The organism is Mesorhizobium sp. B2-4-18 (genome assembly GCF_006441385.1).
Lineage (GTDB): Bacteria > Pseudomonadota > Alphaproteobacteria > Rhizobiales > Rhizobiaceae > Mesorhizobium > Mesorhizobium australicum.
On sequence record NZ_VFUW01000012.1, the window covers coordinates 159,123 to 177,531 of the forward strand.

11 protein-coding genes are annotated in these 18,409 nt (G+C 61.7%); 5 read left to right on the forward strand and 6 right to left on the reverse strand.

Annotated features, from left to right (window positions below):
• The first annotated feature begins 135 nt into the window (after positions 1–135).
• Genes bcsA through FJ527_RS25385 form a run of 4 tightly spaced genes read left to right on the forward strand, consistent with a single transcriptional unit; the run spans position 136 to position 7,902 of the window.
• Positions 136–2,331: a UDP-forming cellulose synthase catalytic subunit gene (gene bcsA / locus FJ527_RS25370; protein ID WP_140616470.1), complete on the forward strand. Its 2,196-nt coding sequence runs from the start codon at positions 136–138 to the stop codon at positions 2,329–2,331.
• Positions 2,328–4,682 carry a cellulose biosynthesis cyclic di-GMP-binding regulatory protein BcsB gene (locus tag FJ527_RS25375; RefSeq protein ID WP_140824295.1) on the forward strand — a complete coding sequence of 785 codons (2,355 nt, stop codon included), beginning with the start codon at positions 2,328–2,330 and terminating at the stop codon, positions 4,680–4,682. Before bcsA ends, FJ527_RS25375 begins: the two co-directional genes overlap by 4 nt.
• 2 nt (positions 4,683–4,684) lie before the next feature.
• A complete protein-coding gene (locus tag FJ527_RS25380; RefSeq protein ID WP_246677799.1) occupies positions 4,685–5,737 on the forward strand; it encodes a glycosyl hydrolase family 8 in 1,053 nt (350 codons plus the stop codon).
• The gene (locus FJ527_RS25385) at positions 5,734–7,902 is read left to right on the forward strand and encodes a tetratricopeptide repeat protein (protein ID WP_140616472.1); all 2,169 of its coding nucleotides are present in this window, start codon (positions 5,734–5,736) and stop codon (positions 7,900–7,902) included. Before FJ527_RS25380 ends, FJ527_RS25385 begins: the two co-directional genes overlap by 4 nt.
• Before the next feature lie 863 nt (positions 7,903–8,765).
• Here the strand turns inward: FJ527_RS25385 and FJ527_RS25390 are convergent.
• The 5 genes from FJ527_RS25390 to FJ527_RS25410 all read right to left on the reverse strand — a co-directional run bounded on the left by FJ527_RS25390 (position 8,766) and on the right by FJ527_RS25410 (position 13,471).
• Positions 8,766–9,077 (reverse strand): hypothetical protein, encoded by a 312-nt coding sequence (locus FJ527_RS25390; RefSeq protein ID WP_140616473.1) that lies wholly within the window; start codon positions 9,075–9,077, stop codon positions 8,766–8,768.
• Between the two features lie 866 nt (positions 9,078–9,943).
• Positions 9,944–10,912, reverse strand: coding sequence for a quinone oxidoreductase (locus tag FJ527_RS25395; RefSeq protein ID WP_140616474.1), 969 nt, complete (start codon positions 10,910–10,912; stop codon positions 9,944–9,946).
• Complete coding sequence (locus FJ527_RS25400) at positions 10,909–11,700, reverse strand: alpha/beta hydrolase (protein ID WP_140616475.1); 792 nt, start codon at positions 11,698–11,700, stop codon at positions 10,909–10,911. The genes FJ527_RS25395 and FJ527_RS25400 overlap by 4 nt, the downstream gene beginning before the upstream one ends.
• 220 nt (positions 11,701–11,920) lie before the next feature.
• The gene (locus tag FJ527_RS25405; protein ID WP_140824296.1) at positions 11,921–12,982 is read right to left on the reverse strand and encodes an alpha/beta hydrolase; all 1,062 of its coding nucleotides are present in this window, start codon (positions 12,980–12,982) and stop codon (positions 11,921–11,923) included.
• Positions 12,983–13,054: 72 nt separating this feature from the next.
• Complete coding sequence (locus tag FJ527_RS25410) at positions 13,055–13,471, reverse strand: organic hydroperoxide resistance protein (protein ID WP_140616477.1); 417 nt, start codon at positions 13,469–13,471, stop codon at positions 13,055–13,057.
• Positions 13,472–13,875: 404 nt separating this feature from the next.
• Between FJ527_RS25410 and FJ527_RS25415 the strand changes: the two genes are divergently transcribed.
• Positions 13,876–16,731, forward strand: coding sequence for a winged helix-turn-helix domain-containing protein (locus FJ527_RS25415; protein WP_140616518.1), 2,856 nt, complete (start codon positions 13,876–13,878; stop codon positions 16,729–16,731).
• 142 nt (positions 16,732–16,873) lie between these two features.
• Here the strand turns inward: FJ527_RS25415 and FJ527_RS25420 are convergent, their stop codons facing one another.
• Positions 16,874–17,953 carry a RelA/SpoT domain-containing protein gene (locus FJ527_RS25420; RefSeq protein WP_140616478.1) on the reverse strand — a complete coding sequence of 360 codons (1,080 nt, stop codon included), beginning with the start codon at positions 17,951–17,953 and terminating at the stop codon, positions 16,874–16,876.
• Positions 17,954–18,409 lie beyond the last annotated feature (456 nt).

Sequence of the window (18,409 nt, forward strand, 5' to 3'; positions counted from 1 at the left end):
GAAATCCGGGCAAGCGTTGCGGGTTGTATCGCCAACCGGAACACGGCAGCGACGAGGCGAGGGAGAGTTCGCTTTAGAGTGCGCGTATGACACGCGGCGGCGATAGTTGCCGATGCCGATTGCAGGGGCACTTGAATGCGGAAGTTCCTGATCGTTTTGCAATGGGCTTTGGCGTCAGTCTGCGTACTGACGATGGTGTCGTTGCCCATCAGCCTTGAGACCCAGCTCGTCGCCTCGATGAGCGTGCTTGTCGCCATGGTGGTCCTGAAGCTGGTGCGTCCGGATGGCATCTGGCGGCTGGTCGCGCTGGCTTTCGGTACCGCGATCGTCATGCGTTACGTCTACTGGCGCACCACCTCGACGCTGCCTCCGGTGAACCAGCTCGAGAACTTCATCCCGGGCGTCCTACTCTATCTGGCCGAACTCTACAGCGTCATGATGCTGGCGCTGAGCCTCTTCGTGGTCGCATTGCCGTTACCGTCGCGGCCGTCTCGCTCCAATTCGAATGACCGCCTGCCCACCGTCGACGTCTTTATCCCGACCTACAACGAAGACCCTGAGCTGCTTGCCAATACGATGGCAGCGGCGAGGGGGATGGATTATCCGCCGGACAGGTTCACCGTTTGGCTGCTCGACGACGGCGGCACCCTGCAAAAGCGCAATTCCGAGCGGATCGTCGATGCCAACAATGCCGAGCGCCGCAATGAGCTACTGCAGAAGCTCGCGACCGATCTCGGCGTCAATTACCTGACACGCGACCGCAACGAGCATGCCAAGGCCGGTAATCTCAACAACGGACTGTCGCAATCGAGCGGCGAATTGGTGGCCGTCTTCGACGCCGACCATGCCCCGGCGCGCGATTTCCTGAAGGAGACCGTCGGCTATTTCGACGAGGACCCGCGCCTGTTCCTCGTGCAGACGCCGCATTTTTTTCTCAACCCGGACCCGATCGAGCGCAATCTCAGAACCTTCGAGCAGATGCCGTCGGAAAACGAGATGTTCTACGGCATCATCCAGCGCGGCCTCGACAAGTGGAACGCCTCCTTCTTCTGCGGTTCGGCCGCGGTGCTGCGCCGCTCGGCGCTGGTCGAGACCAACGGCTTCAGCGGCGTCAGCATCACCGAGGACTGCGAGACCGCCATCGAGTTGCATGCGCGCGGCTGGCACAGCGTCTATGTCGACAAACCGCTGATCGCCGGCCTGCAGCCGGCCACGTTTGCCTCTTTCATCGGCCAGCGCAGCCGCTGGGCGCAAGGCATGATGCAGATCTTGCGTTTCCGGTTTCCGCCGTTGAAGCGCGGCCTCTCCATCCCGCAGCGCCTCTGCTACATGTCATCGACACTGTTCTGGCTGTTCCCGTTTCCGCGCGCCATCTTCCTAGTTGCGCCGCTGTTCTACCTGTTCTTCGACCTGCAGATCTTCACCGCCTCCGGCGGCGAGTTCATGGCTTACACGCTGAGCTACATGATCGTGAACCTGATGATGCAGAACTACCTCTATGGCGCCTTCCGCTGGCCGTGGATATCGGAACTCTATGAGTATGTGCAAACCGTGCATCTGTTGCCGGCCGTCATTTCGGTGATCCTCAATCCGCGCAAGCCGACCTTCAAGGTGACCGCCAAGGACGAGTCGATCGCGACCAGCCGTCTGTCTGAAATCGCCATGCCGTTCTTCGTCATCTTCGGCGTTCTTCTAATCGGCGTGGCGATGACTGCCTACAAGGTCTATGCCGAGCCCTATAAAGCCGACGTCACGCTGGTCGTGGGCGGCTGGAATTTGCTCAACCTGATCATGGCCGGCTGTGCGCTCGGAGTCGTCTCTGAACGCGGCGAGCGCGCCGCGACCAGGCGCGTCAATGTCAGCCGCCGCGCCGATTTCGAGATCAACGGCAAATGGCACAAAGGGACAATCGAAAACGTCTCGGCCTTCGGTGCTCGCGTCACGGTGCTGGGCGCGGAGCTCGAGGACCTGGCGAGGGATGCCAAGGCCGGCATTCGCTTCAAGTTGTTCGCCGACGGCACCGAGGCTGTGTTGCCGGTTACCGTCCGCAACTTCGAGCGCACTGCCGATGGCATCGCTGTCGGCTGCCTCTACCAGCCAAGCGAGGCGGTGCACCACCGGCTGGTCGCCGACTTGATCTTCGCCAATTCCAAGCAATGGGAGCAGTTCCAGCTTTCGCGCCGAGGCAATCCCGGCCTGCTGCGCGGCACGGCCTGGTTCTTGCGCCTGGCGATCTACCAGACCTATCGCGGCTTGGTCTATTTCTGGCGCGACCTAAGCGGCCGTAAGGCCACGGGGCCGGCCGGACAGCTCGCCGAGAAGCGGCCATGAGAAGCGCCTGGCTGCTTCTTTTGCTGCTTTCGGCGTCGCCCGCGGTGGCGCAGACGCCGTTCGATATGTCAGGCGAAAGACCGGCCGTTTCGCCAGAGCCGCCAGCATCAACGCCTCCAGTCGTCCGGCAAACGGTGGCGCCCGCCGCAACGCCGCCTGGCGCGAGCAATCCGGCGCCGATCGGGCCCGAGGTTCAACAGACCGCGGCCGAGCCATCGAAGCGCTATCTTGTGCCGTTCAGCGAACTCGTGTTGGCCGGCGAATATTCGCAGCGATCGTGGTCGGTATTCCTCACGCCCGAACAGGCAGCCTCGGCAAGCGAAATCCACCTTGGTTATCAGAACGCGATCGTCGTCGCGCCTGAGGCTTCGCGCATCACCGTATCGATCAACGGCACGACCATCGTCGATCAGCCGATCGCGGCCGCGGAAAATGCCGCCGACATCGTGACGGCCCTTCCACCGCGTGTGCTGCACGCCGGGTTGAACGACATTGTCATCTCGGCGGTACAGCGCCATCGCACCGACTGCAGTGTCCAGTCGACCTACGAATTATGGACGCAAATCGACCTTGCGCGCACATTCCTCTCCTTCGACGCGGGGGATGCCAGCCACTGGAAGCGGGTTGAGGATTTGCGCGCCATCGGCGTCGACGAAAGCGGCGCCACGACTTTCAACCTGATCGTGCCATCCATGGCGCAGGCGGTCTCGACGTCGCCGACCATGCGGCTTGGCGAGGCGCTGGCGCTGATGGCCAACATGCCGAACCAGGCCTTCGAAGTGAGCGAGGACAATTCACCAGAGACTGGCCCCGGCGTCGCCAAGGTCGTGCTCGGCCCGGCGGCGGATGTTGCCAAGGTGCTCTCCACGCTGCCCCAGGGCGCTGAAGCAGGGCCGGTCGCGACCGTCGTCGACGATCCGAAACTTGGCCCCTCGACCCTGGTGATTAGCGGACCTAATTGGCAGGCCGTCGACATGGCGATCGACGACATTGCCCGGCAGGTCGATCGTCCAGCTGGCAGCCTGCGCACCAGCCTTGGCACACGCAACTGGCGCACGCCGGATGTGCCGATGCTGCTTGGCGCGGGCAATCTCAAATTCTCCGATCTCGGGGTGAATACGCTTGAATTCTCCGGGCGCCGGGTGCGCACCGACTTCGCCGTCGGCGTGCCGTCCGATTTCTATGCCGGCGCCTATGGCCACGCCACGATCCTGCTTGACGCGGCCTATTCTCAGGACGTGCTGCCGGGCAGCCACATCGATATCTATGTCAACGACAACATTGCGGCCACCGTGCCGATCACCACGGCGGGTGGCGAGATCCTGCGCCACCTGCCGATTAAGGTGACGATGCGGCACTTCCGTCCGGGCGACAACAATGTCGCCATCGAGGCAGTGCTGCTTACCCAGGCCGACACGGTCTGCGCGCCTGGCGCCTCCTCTTCGGGCGGGCAGCGCTTCGTTGTTTTCGATACCTCCGAATTCGTCATGCCGGATTTCGCCCGGGTGGCGCGGACGCCCGAGCTTGCAGGCACCAGCGGCACCGGCTTTCCTTACGGCAGGGCAGACTATGCGGTGCCGCTGATCATGGACCACGCCCAGTCCGAGACGGTGTCGGCGGGCGTTACCCTGCTGGCCCGCATGTCTGTCGCCGCCGGCCGTCTGATCGCGGTCGATGCTTCGACTGCGGCTTCGGCTGTCGCCGACCGCAATGCGATTTTCCTGAGCACACTGTCGCAGGTCCCGCCCACGGTTCTGGCGCAGGTCGATGTCTCCGGCAATAGCTCCTCGGGTTGGGGCGAGGCGGTGGCGTCGATCAAGCCCAACACGGAGACTACCTTTGACGAATGGCGTCAGAAGCTGCGCGGCAGCGGTTGGCGCGGGCAGGTAAGCTCCTTCGAGGACTGGATGACGCGTACGTTCAACATCTCGATGGACTCTTTCAGCATTTTCCCCGGCAGGCCGGCCGAATACACGCCGCAAGGCAGCGCCTCCCTGCTTGTCGCACAAGAGGCCAGCCCTACCGCCGGCGGCACCTGGACGTTGATCACCGCGCCGAGCGCCGCGGCGTTGCGCGAAGGGGTTCGCACCCTGACGCAGCAGCGCATGTGGCGGCAGCTGGGGGGGCATCTAACGACCGTCGATTCCGGCGACGACAAGGTCGTCACGCTCCCGGTCACCCATTTCAGTTTCGTCGAGACACAGCCATTCTCGCTCGCCAACTATCGGCTGATCGTCGCCAACTGGCTGTCCGCGAACGCGCTCTCCTACGCTGTCGTGCTGACCGTGTTGTCGATCCTGCTGGGGCTGGCGACGGCCGGCTTGCTCGGATCGTTGGGGCGCGGCAAGTGAGCATGTCGCATCACACATTTTTTCTCGCCTTTGCCATGCTCTTCCCGGTGCTAGCGCCGGTAAGGCCCGCCATGGCGGCGTCGGCAATCACTGCGAAGGAGTGGTCGGCCTACAAGGAAAGGTTCCTCGACCCGTCGGGACGAATAGTCGACAATGCCAATGGCGGGATCAGTCACAGCGAAGGTCAGGGGTACGGACTGGTTTTATCCTATCTTGCCGGCAACAGGGGGGATTTCGACCGCATCTGGGCGTTCACGCGCATGGAGATGATGGTGCGTGACGACGGCTTGGCGGCCTGGAAATGGGATCCCGCCGTTAGTCCGCATATCAGCGATACAAACAATGCCACCGATGGCGACCTGCTGATCGCTTATGGCCTGTCGCTCGCAGGCGATGCCTGGCATCGGCCGGATCTGATGCAGGCGGCGGCTGGCATGGCGACGGCGCTTGCCGCCGGCAGCCTGGAAACGGTTGGTGATCTTGTACTGCTGAAACCCGGCAATTCCGGATTCGCCGCCGGTGATCGCGCCGACGGTCCGGTCGTCAATCCGTCCTACTGGGTGTTCGAGGCACTTCCGGCGATGGCGGAGCTCGCGCCCAAGGGGCCATGGAGCGAGCTCGCCGCCAATGGCAAGGTGTTGCTGACCGGTGCAATGAAAATTGGGCCCTCGGACTTGCCGCCCGACTGGGTATCGCTGAAGACCAAGCCGGAAGCCGCTGACGGCTTCCCGCAGGAATTCAGCTACAACGCCGTGCGCATCCCGCTCTATCTGGTGCGCGCCGGTATCCACGATCGTGACCTGCTTGCACCCTTGATGGCGGGCATGACGGATGAGCAGGGCCGTGTCCGCATCGTCGACATCGCCACCGGCCAGACCAGGCAATTGCTGGCCGACAGTGGCTACCGCATCATTCCGGCGCTGGTCTCCTGCGTGCTCGACGGCAAGCGGCTGGCCGACGACCTGAAAACCTTCCAGCCGACGGATTATTATCCCTCGACCCTGCAATTGCTGGCGCTAGCGTATGCGCGCCGCCACCATCCGGAGTGCCTATGAAGCCGACGGTCTTCATAGCTGCCGGCACGGCACTGCTCGGCGCGGTGGTGCTGCATCAGGGTGGCTATTTCTCGAGCCATGTGACCTTGCCGAATGTCGCGCAGCCGGCCGGCACCCAGGCCCAGCAGGACGGCCATTCCAAACCGCTCGCGGTGGCCGATCAGAGTGATCAGCCGGCGAAGGCGGATGCTACGCCCGTTGCGGCTTCACTGGCGCAATCCGCCGCGCCGGCCCCGTCGCAGAAAGTCGACGAAACGGCACTGCGCTATTTCGCCTCCAAGGGTGACACCAAGCGGCTGAACGCCGAGATCGCGCGCCTGAAGGCGCTCTATCCGGACTGGACGCCGCCCGACAACCCGTTGGCGGCGCGCAAGGAAGGCGATCCGCAACTCGACCAGATGTGGAAGCTCTATTCCGATGGCAAGCTCGCCGAGCTCCGCAAGGCGATCGCCGATCGGCAAACCGCCCAGGCAGGCTGGCAACCGCCTACGGACCTGATGCAGCGGCTCGCCGTCGCCGAAGCGCGCGAGCAACTGGTCAACGCGTCCAATTTGAAGCAATACGACGCTGTGATCCGCGTCGGCTCCGCCAATCCGAGCTTGCTGACCTGCGGCGATGTCGACGTGCTGTGGCGCGTTGCCGAGGCTTTTGCCAGCACCAAGCGCGAGGACCGCGCCAAAGACGCCTATCTTTACGTCCTTAGCAACTGCAAGAAACCCGAGGAGCGTTACGCCACCATCCAGAAAGCGCTGCCGCTGTTGTCGAGGCAGAACCTCGATCTGCTGCTGGCGACCGAACAGAAGACCCCCGATCGCAAGGGTGAATTCGCGGCGCTCCGGGGCGATATCGCACGGCAAAGCCTTGCCAATGCCGACGCCGATCCGAAGCTTGTCATCCCCGCCGTGGACGTCACCACGGTCGAAGCACTGGCCAGGGATGGCGGTCTGACCTCCGATGACCTGCTGCTCGGCTGGTACTATGTAAGGCGCGACAATCCCCAAGCCGCCGAGACCTGGTTCCGCAAGGCGCGCGACAAGGAAAACACCGCCAAATCCTCGCAAGGTTTGGCGCTCGCCCTGATCAACCAGAACCGCCCGGCCGAAGCCGAGGATATCCTCTATCAATGGCGTAGCACCGACGATGACACGCGCAAGGTTTACCTGGCCGCTGTCGCCAATCTGCTTGCCGTGACGCCGCCTGCGCCACTCAAGCCGGAAGTGCTACAGCGCATGGTGCAGGAGGTTTATGCCAACAAGGATGCCGCTTCTGCCCAGCAACTCGGCTGGTACGCGGAGTCCCTCAACCAGGCGCAGACGGCGGCGCAGTGGTTCAAGCTGGCGCTCGACTGGAAGCCGGACGATGAGCCTTCGGCCTATGGTCTGGCGCTGACGCGCTGGAAGATCGGCGACAAGGCCGGCGTCAAGGAAATTCAGACCGCTTGGGCGGGGCGCTCGGAGCGCATCCCCACGGTAGGCCAGCGCAGCATTGAAACGGCGGCGCTGGGCGGGCGCAGGGTCCGCGCTGTTGCGCCGGACGAGGCGACCACGGATCAACCGGTGCGACCGCCCGCGGTTGCGCAGGGACAAGCAAGTCAAGGCCAGGTGGAAAGCCCTCACGTGGCGAGACCGAGCAGGGCCCAACCGGCGCCGCGTGGTTGTTCGACCACGCTTGACCCCTCGTCTCTTGCGCCGGACGCGGCCTTGTCGCGCGGCTGGTGCCTGATGCAGGTCAACCGTCCGGTCGAGGCAGCGGCAGCGTTTGAAGTCGCGCTGCGCGGATCGGGTAAGACGCGGTCCGATGCCGCCTACGGTCAAAGTCTTGCCTATCTGCGCGCTGGCCTGACCGACCGGGCCGCGATCGCCGCGTCACAGGCGCCGATGGGTTCAGATCGCAGCATCGAGATCAGGACAGCCTTGCTGGAGACGCAGGCCAACACGGCTTTCGACATGGGTCGCTACAACGAAGCAATCCTGGCTCTCGATGAGCGTTCGCGTATTGCGCCCGAACGTACCGGCCTAATGGTTCTGCGCGGCTACGCGTACCTGGAGCTTCGCCGCTTTGCCGATGCCGAGCAGGTGTTCCGTGCCGCGGCATCCACCGGAGATCGCGCCGCGCTGAAAGGCATTAACGACGTCAGGAATGCTCGCAATCCGAGCGCGCAATAGCGCCGCCCGGTCCTTTGCGCTCGACATGCTAGCCGTCGGCGTCATCATCAGGATGCGCCCGCGGCCGAGATATGTGGCGGGACGCGCGTTGGAACGCAGGCTCATAAGCCTATCCAACGTCGGCTTTCTCGACTGCAGACCTCGCGAGCCGACGGGCCGCTTGCGGCCCCCTTCCAGCCATTCAATTGGCCGCAAACCGCCGAACTGAGCCAATGCTGCTGACGTCGAAACGCCTAGGCGCAACTTCACCGTTTGTACTCTGATAGGCGCATAGATGGCAGTCTGGAATTGAGACTGGCTTGCCCTCAACCGGTTCGCTGAGCTGCGGTGCTGCCTCTTTTTTCAATTTTTCAAGTCGGGATCGGCAGATCGAATCAACCCGATCGATAAGATCGTCGACGCGCTCTGCGAGCCACTCTAGAGCTTCTCGCGTGATGTCGAAGTGCTTCGAATAGCGCGCCTTAACATAAGCCTCATTGATTATGTTGAACCAGGCGACGAATCGCTGCTGGTCACGAGGCCATATGTCGGCTAGCTGCTGCGACTGGTCTCGGCAAGGCTTCGAAGAAACGTGGTATTAGGCGATGCAGGGCTGTAATTCGTCATACGAGGAACACGCTGCGTAGGCCTGTTCGATTGACTGATGAAGAAGAAAGGCCGCTTCTTTGAGATTGGATTCCCGAAGGAGAAATCCCGCAGTTTTTGCGAACACCCGAGCGTGTAGCAATCTGTCGTTTAATTATTGAATTGCTAGCCGGAGGGCGTCGGTCGACTTTGCCGGGATTGGGTTCGTGAGCGGCTCGTCATCAAGCTCATAGAGAACAATGCCATCACGCCGAATATCGACGAAGAAGTACTGGCCCTCAAAGCCAAGCCTTCGTTCTGTAAATAGCCTCTTCCGGCAGCGCCAAGCAACGGAACGATGCCACGGCGCATCCCGCCGGGCCCCGGGACTCGACGAGGTAAAAGGCAGTTCTGACATCCGATCTTTCCTGTTGTGCTTGACCGGGCTTGCGACTGGCCGCGCCGCACCGGCGCGTCATCTCCTGCAGTACGGTCACCCTTTCGACCAGTTCGAACAGCGAGTCCATGTCGTGGTCGATGATGATCGTGGTGAGGCCGCGCGCGACCGGCTTCAGCAGGGCAACCTTCTCAACGCGCTCTCGCGGATTCATCCCGGCAAGTGGCTCGTCCAGCAGAGATGGATCGCGCCTGGCAGCTTTAAAGCGGAGCCAACATGTTGCGGAGCAGGTTCAATTAGGACTTCTCATCGATCCACTCATCGCCTTGGGGCGGGTGTAGATCGGACCGGCAAGCTCCTCGACACGACGGTCCCGGCTGGAACAAGCACATAGCAGGGCTCTTTATCAAGTCCACGAACATAAATTCGGGCTCGGTTGTCAAGCTTGGACGACAGGGCCGCCGTCTTCTGAAAACTGCAATTGCAGCGGACGGGGTCACCTTGCATAGGTGGTTGCATGGCCCACCGCATCGGATTGATTATGATGGCACGAGCCTTTACCGCTGAGCGGGCCGTCGGCCACTTCCGAGGCGGCCGTGTTGGGCGCCATCGTGGCGGGATTGGTTTGGTCGCTCCCGAAGGCGCCTGCAGTCTACAGATGATCACGGCTTCATTCAGCACACTCGACCATGTGCCGCTCACCGGCACGTGGCATCGCGAGGCCTCCTGCCCGCTATGTGGTCGCGGACACCCCAAACGACCCGGCCGAACGGATCGGGTATCTCGACGCCGAGGCGGCGACCTCGACAACTTGATGCGACTGACCCCGGTTTCAATTGAGAACGCATGCCCATCGACGCTCGCCGGCTCCTGTTTCGAGCCGGCGCGGCGCTTCAGCGGGTCGGGCACTCTGGGCGGCGGACAGATGATCCGCAGTGGGTCTGGCAGGTGCGCCGGGCTCAGTTGCTTGTCCTCGACGAATTGATCGAGGCCACGGAGCCGGGTCTGACCGCCCATGACCGCGCTCCTGTGCTGCCCGGGCAAACGCGGCAGTCTTTGCGGCTGACTTCGTTCGCGGTTCTAAGGTATGAGCAGCAGCTTTCCAGTGGTCGTTCGGCTTTCCATGTCGGCATGGGCATTTGCCGCATCCGCCAGCCGATATTCGCCGCCGATCCTGATTTTGAGCTTGCCCTCGATGATCCAATGGAAGAGTCGGACCGAACGCGAGCGAAGCAGTTCCGGTGTATGGATATGATCAAAAAAGGTGGCGTAGCCGATCTTGATGCTCTTCGGCAGCGCCATAATGTCGATCGGGCCAGGACCGCCCAGGACGGGTCCGTACCAGCAGAAGGTGCCCGCTCGGCGGAGCGCATCCAGCGAGCCTTGGAATGTCTTGGGACCGGAGCCATCATAGACCACATGCACCCCTTCGCCGCCCGACAGGCGAATTACTTGGTCGGCGAATTGCCCTTCGGCATCTACAATGACGTGATCGGCGCCTGCCTCCTTGGCGATCGCCAGCTTGTCTGCCGAGGACACGCGGCCGATGACATGCCCGCCCCTCAGCTTGATGATCTGGGTAAGCAGCAGACCGACTCCACCAGCAGCGGCATGGACAAGCGCGATGTCGCCGGGCTGCACGGGATAGAAATCCGTCGCGAAATGGCTGGCTGTGAGGCCCTGCATCATCACAGCCGCCGCCGTGCGATCGTCGATCGAATCCGGTATCGGCACCAGCGCATCGGCCCGTACCACGGTCCTCTCGGCATAGCTCCCCGGCGAATACACCCAGGCGACACGACGGCCCGGCCAAAGATCGCTGACCCCATCACCGACCGCGATCACGCGGCCAGCGCCTTCTACGCCCAAAATCTTCGGATCCGGCACGTCGGTCCAGGCAAGTCCGCGCCTTACGCCCGTGTCCATGAAGTTCACGCCAGCCGCAGCGACTTCAACCAGGGCTTCTCCCGGACCTGGCGTTGGCTCGAGCGTATCGAGAAACTCGATGACGTCCGGCCCGCCCCATCGGTTCATCACGACGGCTTTCATCGAGATGCCTCCGCTGCTGCCTTTTCGATCAGCCGAGCGACAGGTTCAGGGTTCGAAACCATCACCACATGCGAGGCGCCTTTGACCACCACGGTCTCGCGCGCGTGCGCTCGTTCGGCCATGAAGGCGGAAGCTTGTGGTGGGATGTTCTTGTCCTTGTTGCCGTAGATGAACCAGCTCGGAATCTTCTTCCACGCCGCCGCAGTCTGGGCCTCGTTCAGCGCCGCTTCCGTGATGGGCCGTTGCGTGGCGGCCATCAGCTTTGCCTCGGGGATGGAAACGTCGGTTGCAAACTGGTCGCGGAACTTCTCCTGCCGGATGTAGAGATCCTTCCCGCCGCCTGACAGCGGAACGGGTGGAGCGAGCGTGGGCGCAAGAGTGCTGCCTGGGAACTTGCCTGCAAGCGCGGCGGCCGTCTCGCCGACCTCCGGTGCAAACGCCGCAACATAGACGAGCGCCCTGACATTTGCATGGCCATCGGCGGTTTCGCTAATGACCGAGCCGCCGTAGGAATGTCCGACCAGGATGACAGGCGATGTAATGCCGGATACGATATCGGCAATATATTGAGCGTCAGTGGCGACACCTCGCAGGGGATTGGCAGCGGCCACAACGGGGTAACCATCCTTCTCGAGGATCTTGACGACTCCGTTCCAGCTCGATGAGTCGGCGAACGCGCCGTGAACCAGAACGATGGTGGGCTGAACGTTGGCGGGCTTCTCTGACTGCGCGTAAACGCAGCCTGATACGGACATGGCGATTGCCAATCCTGCGAGCAGTCTCATCATCTCACATAACCTTTCGATGGTTTTGTTTGTGTGGTGCCATCGCGATGGTCGCAGGGCTAAATTTTTGGGTCTTTCCGAGAGTTCTTTGGCTAAGGCTGCGGCGAGCCGACCCGCTGCGGAATACTCATCCGGCATCGCTGCGAAGACGGATTACGCAGTGGTCGCAACCACACACCGCAGGCGGTGGACAGGTTTGATCGGAAAGCCGCTTGACAGGTTGTCAAAACTGTCCGACGTCGATGACCGCCTGCGCAAAGGCCTGTGGAGCCTCCTGCGGTAGGTTGTGACCGATACCGCCTGAGATCAGCCGGTGTTCGTATTTCCCGGAGAACTTCTTGGCGTAGTTTGCCGGATCCGGATGCGGCGCGCCGTTGGCGTCGCCCTCCATCGTAATCGTCGGTACACCGATCGCCGGAAACGCCGCGAGCTTTTGTTCCAAGCCATCATATTTTGGCTCACCTGGCACCAAACCGAGTCGCCATCGATAGTTGTGGATAGAGATCGCGACGTGGTCGGGGTTGTCGAACGCGGGAGCGGAGCGATCAAAAGTTACAGCGTCGAAAGCCCATTTTGGTGAGGCGAGCGCCCAGATGAGGCGCGTGAATTCGCGGGTGTATTTCTCGTAACCCGCCCGTCCCCGTTCAGTGGCGAAGTAATATTGATACCACCACTGCAATTCGGCCTTCGGCGGCAGCGGCGCCTGGTTCACCTGCTGACTGCCGATGAGATAGCCGCTGACTGACACCATGGCGTTGCAGCGCTCAGGCCAGAGCGCGGCGATGATGTTGGCTGTGCGCGCGCCCCAGTCATAGCCGGCGACGACCGCTTTCTGGATATCCAGCACATTCATCAACGCAACGATGTCGGACGCAAGCGCCGCCTGCTGACCGTTCCTGGGTGTCGCGTCCGACAGGAACCGCGTAGTACCGTAACCGCGCAAATATGGCACGATGACCCGGTACCCTGCGTTGGCAAGCAGCGGCGCGACATCGACATAGCTGTAAATGTCGTAGGGCCATCCGTGCAGAAGGATCACCGGCGGGCCGTCCGCAGGACCGTCCTCGGCATATCCGACGCTCAGCAGATCCGCGTCGATCTGCTTCATTGAGGAGAACGAAGTCCGTGCCTTCAGCATGGGGGAGGCGGTCCTTTTGGACCCGTCGCCCTGCGCCTCCGCAACCCTGATCGCGCCAAGTTGCGCCGCGGCTATTGTCGCGGCAGCAACGCCGAAGAGGCGACGCCGATGGTGGTTGACTTCTTCCGGGTTTTTGATCGCGTTCATTGGTGCACCGCCTTGTCGTGATGACATTTTGCCGAGAGTTGCATGCAAGATCGATCGGTGTGTGATCGGTAGCTAAGTGAGGCTGATTGCGACTTCGATATTGCCGCGCGTGGCCTTCGAGTAGGGGCAGGTCTGATGTGCTGCCTCTACAACAGCCTTGGCAACGTCGCGGTCGAGCCCGGGTACGCTCACATTGAGGCGCGCGCCGAGGAAGAAGGCACCGTCGGCAGTGTTCAGATCCACCTCTGCGTCAATTGCGAGGTCGGCGGGCAGCCTGACGTTCATTTTGCGGGCGGCAATTGCCATTGCGCCCTCGAAGCAGGCCGACCAGCCGGCTGCGAACAGCTGCTCCGGATTGGCGCCGCCGCCCGGTCCGCCGGGCGTGGAAAGCCTGATGTCCAGTCGACCGTCGGAACTGCGGGAGGTGCCGTCCCTACCGCCAGTGGTGCGGACCTTGGCGGTATACAGGAGCTTTTCAGATTGGGTCATGATGTCTGGGTCCTTCACAAAAGGGCGCTTTGAATTCGATTTTGGAAATTGGCGCGTGGCTTCGCTCTCCACTAGCGTGGAAAACGCACTTAAAAGGCTTGCGGCCGAAGCAAGTTTTGCGGCACGAGCGACAGCGACACTGCAAGCATGATCATTCTCCCTGGGCCGGTCAGCAAACGTTCTTGCTGCTTCCACACATAGAGAGAGATCGCCCGGAGCACCCGTTATACACTATGATGCGGTGTTAGCGCTCGCCAGTGCCGCCCGTGCCGGAACTGGCCTGAGCTGCTTTCCTGACCTGCCCCAATCATCCCTCGGGGCCACGAAATCGACTTTTTGCTACATAGGTAGTGGACTTGGAACCGCGTCTGACCAGCCAACAAAAAGCAATAAAGAATGATGCCATGATAGTCGCGCAGACGAGCGACAGGATATCGTTTGGTCCCTTTACGCTGACCGCGGGCGAGAGGCTCCTGCTGCGCCAAGGCGTGCCTGTCAATCTGGGCGCGCGCTCTTTCGACATCCTTACAGCGTTGGCTGCGCGCCCCAACGAAATCGTCAGCAAGAAGGACCTGCTGGCCCATGTGTGGCCCGACGTCACCGTCGAAGAAGGCAGTTTGCGGTTTCAAATCGCCAACCTCAGAAAGGCGTTGGGCGATGGCGCGGACGGCGCGCGCTACATCGCCACTCTGACGGGGCGCGGCTACTGCTTTGTGGCCCCGGTCTCGCGATCGGATGGTCAAGACAATGGGCAAAGGGATGTCGTCGCCAGCTATCCGCAAGCCAATCTGCCAAGCCGCCTGATCCGGATGGTCGGCCGGACTGACGATACTGTCCGACTTTCAACTCAACTGGCCGAGACGCGTTTCATCACGATCGTCGGCACGGGCGGTGTCGGCAAGACCGCTGTCGTTGTGGCGGTGGGCCACGATCTGATCGAAGCATTCTCGGGTGCCGTGCATTTCGTCGATCTCGGGGCGGTGAGTGATCCGGGCTTGGTCGCGACGACCGTGGCCTCGACGCTAGGGCTGTCTCTTCAGTCCGAAGACGCGACCCCCAGTCTGCTCGCCTACCTTGCAGACAAGCGGATCCTCCTGATTCTTGACACTTGCGAGCATGTCATTGACGCCGCGGCGGACTTGGCGGCCCGCATCTTCGCCGCCGCACCGCAAGTCCACCTGCTGGCAACGAGCCGCGAGCCCCTCCAAGTCGAAGGGGAGCACGTTTACAAGCTGGAGCCGCTCGCATGCGCGCCTGGCGATCTGGAACTCACCGCGTTCACTGCGCGCCGCTTCCCTGCGATCCAGCTGTTCCTGGAACGCGCCGCCGCGAGCGGTGCCGGGCTTGATCTCCAGGATGCGGATGCCGCCATCGTTGCCGGCATCTGCCGCAAGCTCGACGGCGTGCCGCTCGCGATTGAGCTGGCGGCTGGACGGGTTGCGACTTATGGCCTGCAGAAAACCGCCGAACTTCTCAACGAACGGCTGACGCTGTTGTGGCCGGGACAACGTACCGCGCCGCCGCGGCAAAAGACCCTCCAGGCCACTTTGGACTGGAGCTACGGACTGCTGTCGGAGTTCGAGCGTCTTCTGCTTCGCCGGTTGGCGATCTTCGTTGGCCACTTTTCCATCGAGGCCGCCCTGGAAGTTGTCACGAGCGCAACCGTCGATGACGCACTCGTATTTGGCGCTGTCGACAGCCTGGTCGCCAAGTCGATGATAGCGGTAAGACCTGCCGGGGCAACGATGCGTTACCGCCTGCTCGACACGACGCGGGCCTACGCCCTTCAGCTCGACGTCGACGATGCCGAGCACGCGAGCCTGGCCGCGCGTCACGCGACGCATTGTTTGCGCTGGCTGGAGGAGACAGGAGCCGAGTGGCCTACTTTGTCGAGCGGCGTACAACGGTCATTTCACCTAGCGGGCCTTGCCAATGTGCGAGCGGCTCTGGACTGGTGCTTCGGACTTGACGGGAACACTGACCTCGGCGTCCGTCTGGCTGCCGCGGCGGCCCCCTTTTTTCTGTCGATGTCCTTGCTCACCGAATGTCATCGCTGGGCGGCGCAGGCGGTTGTGGCTCTTGACGATGCTACTAGAGGCGGATTGGAGGAGATGCATCTTCAGGCAGCCCTTGGGGTCTCCCTGATGTTCACGCGTGGTGGAAGAGATGCGGCGCGCGTGGCATTGAACAGAAGCCTGGTCATTGCCGACCGACGTGGCGAGGCGCTCGATCAGCTTCGGATTCTGGGCCCGCTGCAAATGTTTCACCTGCGTACGGGAGAGTTCAGGACCGCGTTGCGTTATGCGGAGCGCTGTTCCGTCATTGCCGGAACGCTTGAGGATTCGGTCTCCACCACTTTGGCGCATTCCTTGATGGGGATTTCGCTTCACCTCAGCGGAGAGCTCGGCCGTGCCCAGACCGCGCTCGAAGCGGCGTTGCGATACGGGCCGCACTCCAACCGAACCACGACGAACTATCTCGGCTTTGACGGCAAGATTCTGGCGGGATCGATTTTGGCAAGGACACTGTGGCTGCAAGGCCATCCTGATCGGGCCGCGGAGCGCGCGCTGCTGACGATTGAGGAGGCGGAAGTCCTGAAACATCCCCTGTCTCTCTCCATAGCACTTGTCTGGGCGATTTCCGTGTTCCTCTGGACCGGCAAGCTGGAGCTCGCAGAGAAACACATCAATCGTCTTTTCTCTCGTGCCGAATTTCATTCTCTCGGGCCCTATCTCGCCCTGGGAGGCGGCTTCACAGGGGAGATCGCCATTCGTCGCGGCAGCCCAAGCAGCGGTGTCGAAGGCCTTCGACGCTGCCTTGCCGAGCTCCACGCCGCGCCTTACGAACTGCTCACCACGCCGCTCAATATCGCGTTTGTTCTGGGCCTGGCTGCGGCGGGCCGATGCGCGGAGGCACTTTCACTGATCGAGGAGACGATCCGTGACGTCGAGGCAAGCGGCGATCTTTGCTATATGCCGGAACTGCTGCGCGTAAAGGGAACCCTTGTTCTGGCGGCCCCGCGCCCGGACGCCGACGAAGAGGCCGAAATGTGTTTTCGGCGGTCGTTGGAACTCAGTGATCGTCAAGGCGCGCGGGCATGGGAGTTGCGGACCGCTGTCGACCTTGCTTGCCTGTTGGCCGCTCGGGGACAACACAGGGAGGCGCGGGCTCTTCTCCTGCCGATTTTCGCGCGATTCGGGGAAGGCTTGGAGACAGCAGACCTGCAGTCAGCGGCAGGCGTGCTGGCAACGCTGAAATAGGTGTGAGCTTTCGGGAGATTGTCCGTTCGGACCAGACCCAGGAGACTGTCGAGGAAGGCCAATGGTCCGGCTCCTTCAAACGGAAAGCGACGCTTGGCCAACCATAGTCGGGCGTTCCTTCGGAGCTACCATCCGGTGTGGGCTATTCTGTAGGCAGTGACTTTCCCGAGCATATGGATTTCAGACTGCGGGCGAACAATGAAACGTTCCCAAAGTAATTCGGGTATATGTCGACAAGCTGTTCCACCTTATCCACCTCGACCAAGGAAACCGTCCAATCAATTCCCCTTAGCGCGATTTTCTTCTCTATTTCTTCCAATTTCCGCGCCCCCATGATGAGAGTTCGGAATGATTGAATCGTAACGTTCCGATCCGCTCTATATTGCACCAAATGATGCCGAAAATGTCGCGTTGGCTGTACGAGGCTCTCTGAGCGGAGGGTAAGATTCGTGATATCTGCCAGTATACTTGTTGCACCTATACGCCTGTTGATATCCCGCAGTTCCCGCACTCGGTCATCGCGATCCGGACCACCGACACGAATTGGACACTGCTCAACCTGGGCGAATTCCGCCGACATAAGCTGGAAAAGACGTAGCCAATCCTGCTCCCCGTTTCCGTGCTTCAAATCCTGGCGCTGGAACAGCCCGACGGCCTCAACTGCAGTTGCCCATGAGTGCTGAAGTGTGGTCCGAACTTGCAGTTCGATGCGTCGTCCCTCGAAAGCCTGGGTGTGGGCAGCTCTGGGTCGGTACTGGAAAACAATATGGTGACTTCGATAGCCGTCCGGCTTCGGCTCATCGATATAGTTGAATTCCCGACAGTGCATCTCATGGGGGAACTTGTCTCGCAGCGATTCTAGAAGCAAGCGGACGCTATTGATATCGGGCATGATCGCTCGGCAGCCGCCGATATCGTTCATGGTGTCCAAATTGGTGGTGGACTCTCGAAGCTTCCGACAAATGGATGCCAGACGCTTTGGACGCGATGCCATGTCGCCCTTCAATCGCAGGGCTTTGATGTGGTGACCGACAGAGAATCGAACGCTCCGCATCGGCAGAAAGTGCGAGTCGCGCCAGCTATTGGCGATTGAGAAGATTCGCATCGTGTCCACGTACTGGCCGGCAGTGGTGTCTTGTCCGAGCTGCATAGGTTTTGCCAGCCGATCGCCTGCCTTGCGAACGGCTTGCATACTGTATTTGAGGCGCGGGTACTCAGTCATTGGACCACAAAGTCAAGGTAGGCCGCTTCATTCTGAACTGGGCGGGACGACCGCAGGAGAATCGGATCTCATGTATCGTACCGCTTTGTATCCCTCGAGTCCGCTCAGGGCGGCTGGATCGAAGCCACAAGATCACGACGGTGCCTCCTTGAGTTGCCTCTGCGGTGACTCACCGGCCCCGGTAGCTTGGGCGCACGCAACTTCGCAACCATGCAGTTGCCGTCGCGTCCTAAATGCGGCTCTCGAGTGTCCTTCCTGCCGCTTGTGGTGCCGCACATGTTTTGGGTAGCGGGCGAAGGGCGGGAGGGAACCTCATGCAGGCGGATCGGAGCACTCTTCTTGGGTGTCGCCGCCGGCACCCTCGCCATTGCCGACATGCCGCCGTCTTCGAGCCGGGCATGTCTACGGCCTTGAGCTCGTCGGCCCGGCTCCTTCGAACAGTTCAAACCTATTGCA

Excerpts from the sequence above, each read along its gene's own strand:
- bcsA (WP_140616470.1), top strand. The coding sequence starts at position 136 with ATGCGGAAGTTCCTGATCGTTTTGCAATGGGCTTTGGCGTCAGTCTGC.
- FJ527_RS25375 (WP_140824295.1), top strand. The coding sequence starts at position 2,328 with ATGAGAAGCGCCTGGCTGCTTCTTTTGCTGCTTTCGGCGTCGCCCGCG.
- FJ527_RS25380 (WP_246677799.1), top strand. The coding sequence starts at position 4,685 with ATGTCGCATCACACATTTTTTCTCGCCTTTGCCATGCTCTTCCCGGTG.
- FJ527_RS25385 (WP_140616472.1), top strand. The coding sequence starts at position 5,734 with ATGAAGCCGACGGTCTTCATAGCTGCCGGCACGGCACTGCTCGGCGCG.
- FJ527_RS25390 (WP_140616473.1), bottom strand. The coding sequence starts at position 9,077 with ATGAATCCGCGAGAGCGCGTTGAGAAGGTTGCCCTGCTGAAGCCGGTC.
- FJ527_RS25395 (WP_140616474.1), bottom strand. The coding sequence starts at position 10,912 with ATGAAAGCCGTCGTGATGAACCGATGGGGCGGGCCGGACGTCATCGAG.
- FJ527_RS25400 (WP_140616475.1), bottom strand. The coding sequence starts at position 11,700 with ATGATGAGACTGCTCGCAGGATTGGCAATCGCCATGTCCGTATCAGGC.
- FJ527_RS25405 (WP_140824296.1), bottom strand. The coding sequence starts at position 12,982 with ATGAACGCGATCAAAAACCCGGAAGAAGTCAACCACCATCGGCGTCGC.
- FJ527_RS25410 (WP_140616477.1), bottom strand. The coding sequence starts at position 13,471 with ATGACCCAATCTGAAAAGCTCCTGTATACCGCCAAGGTCCGCACCACT.
- FJ527_RS25415 (WP_140616518.1), top strand. The coding sequence starts at position 13,876 with ATGATAGTCGCGCAGACGAGCGACAGGATATCGTTTGGTCCCTTTACG.
- FJ527_RS25420 (WP_140616478.1), bottom strand. The coding sequence starts at position 17,953 with ATGACTGAGTACCCGCGCCTCAAATACAGTATGCAAGCCGTTCGCAAG.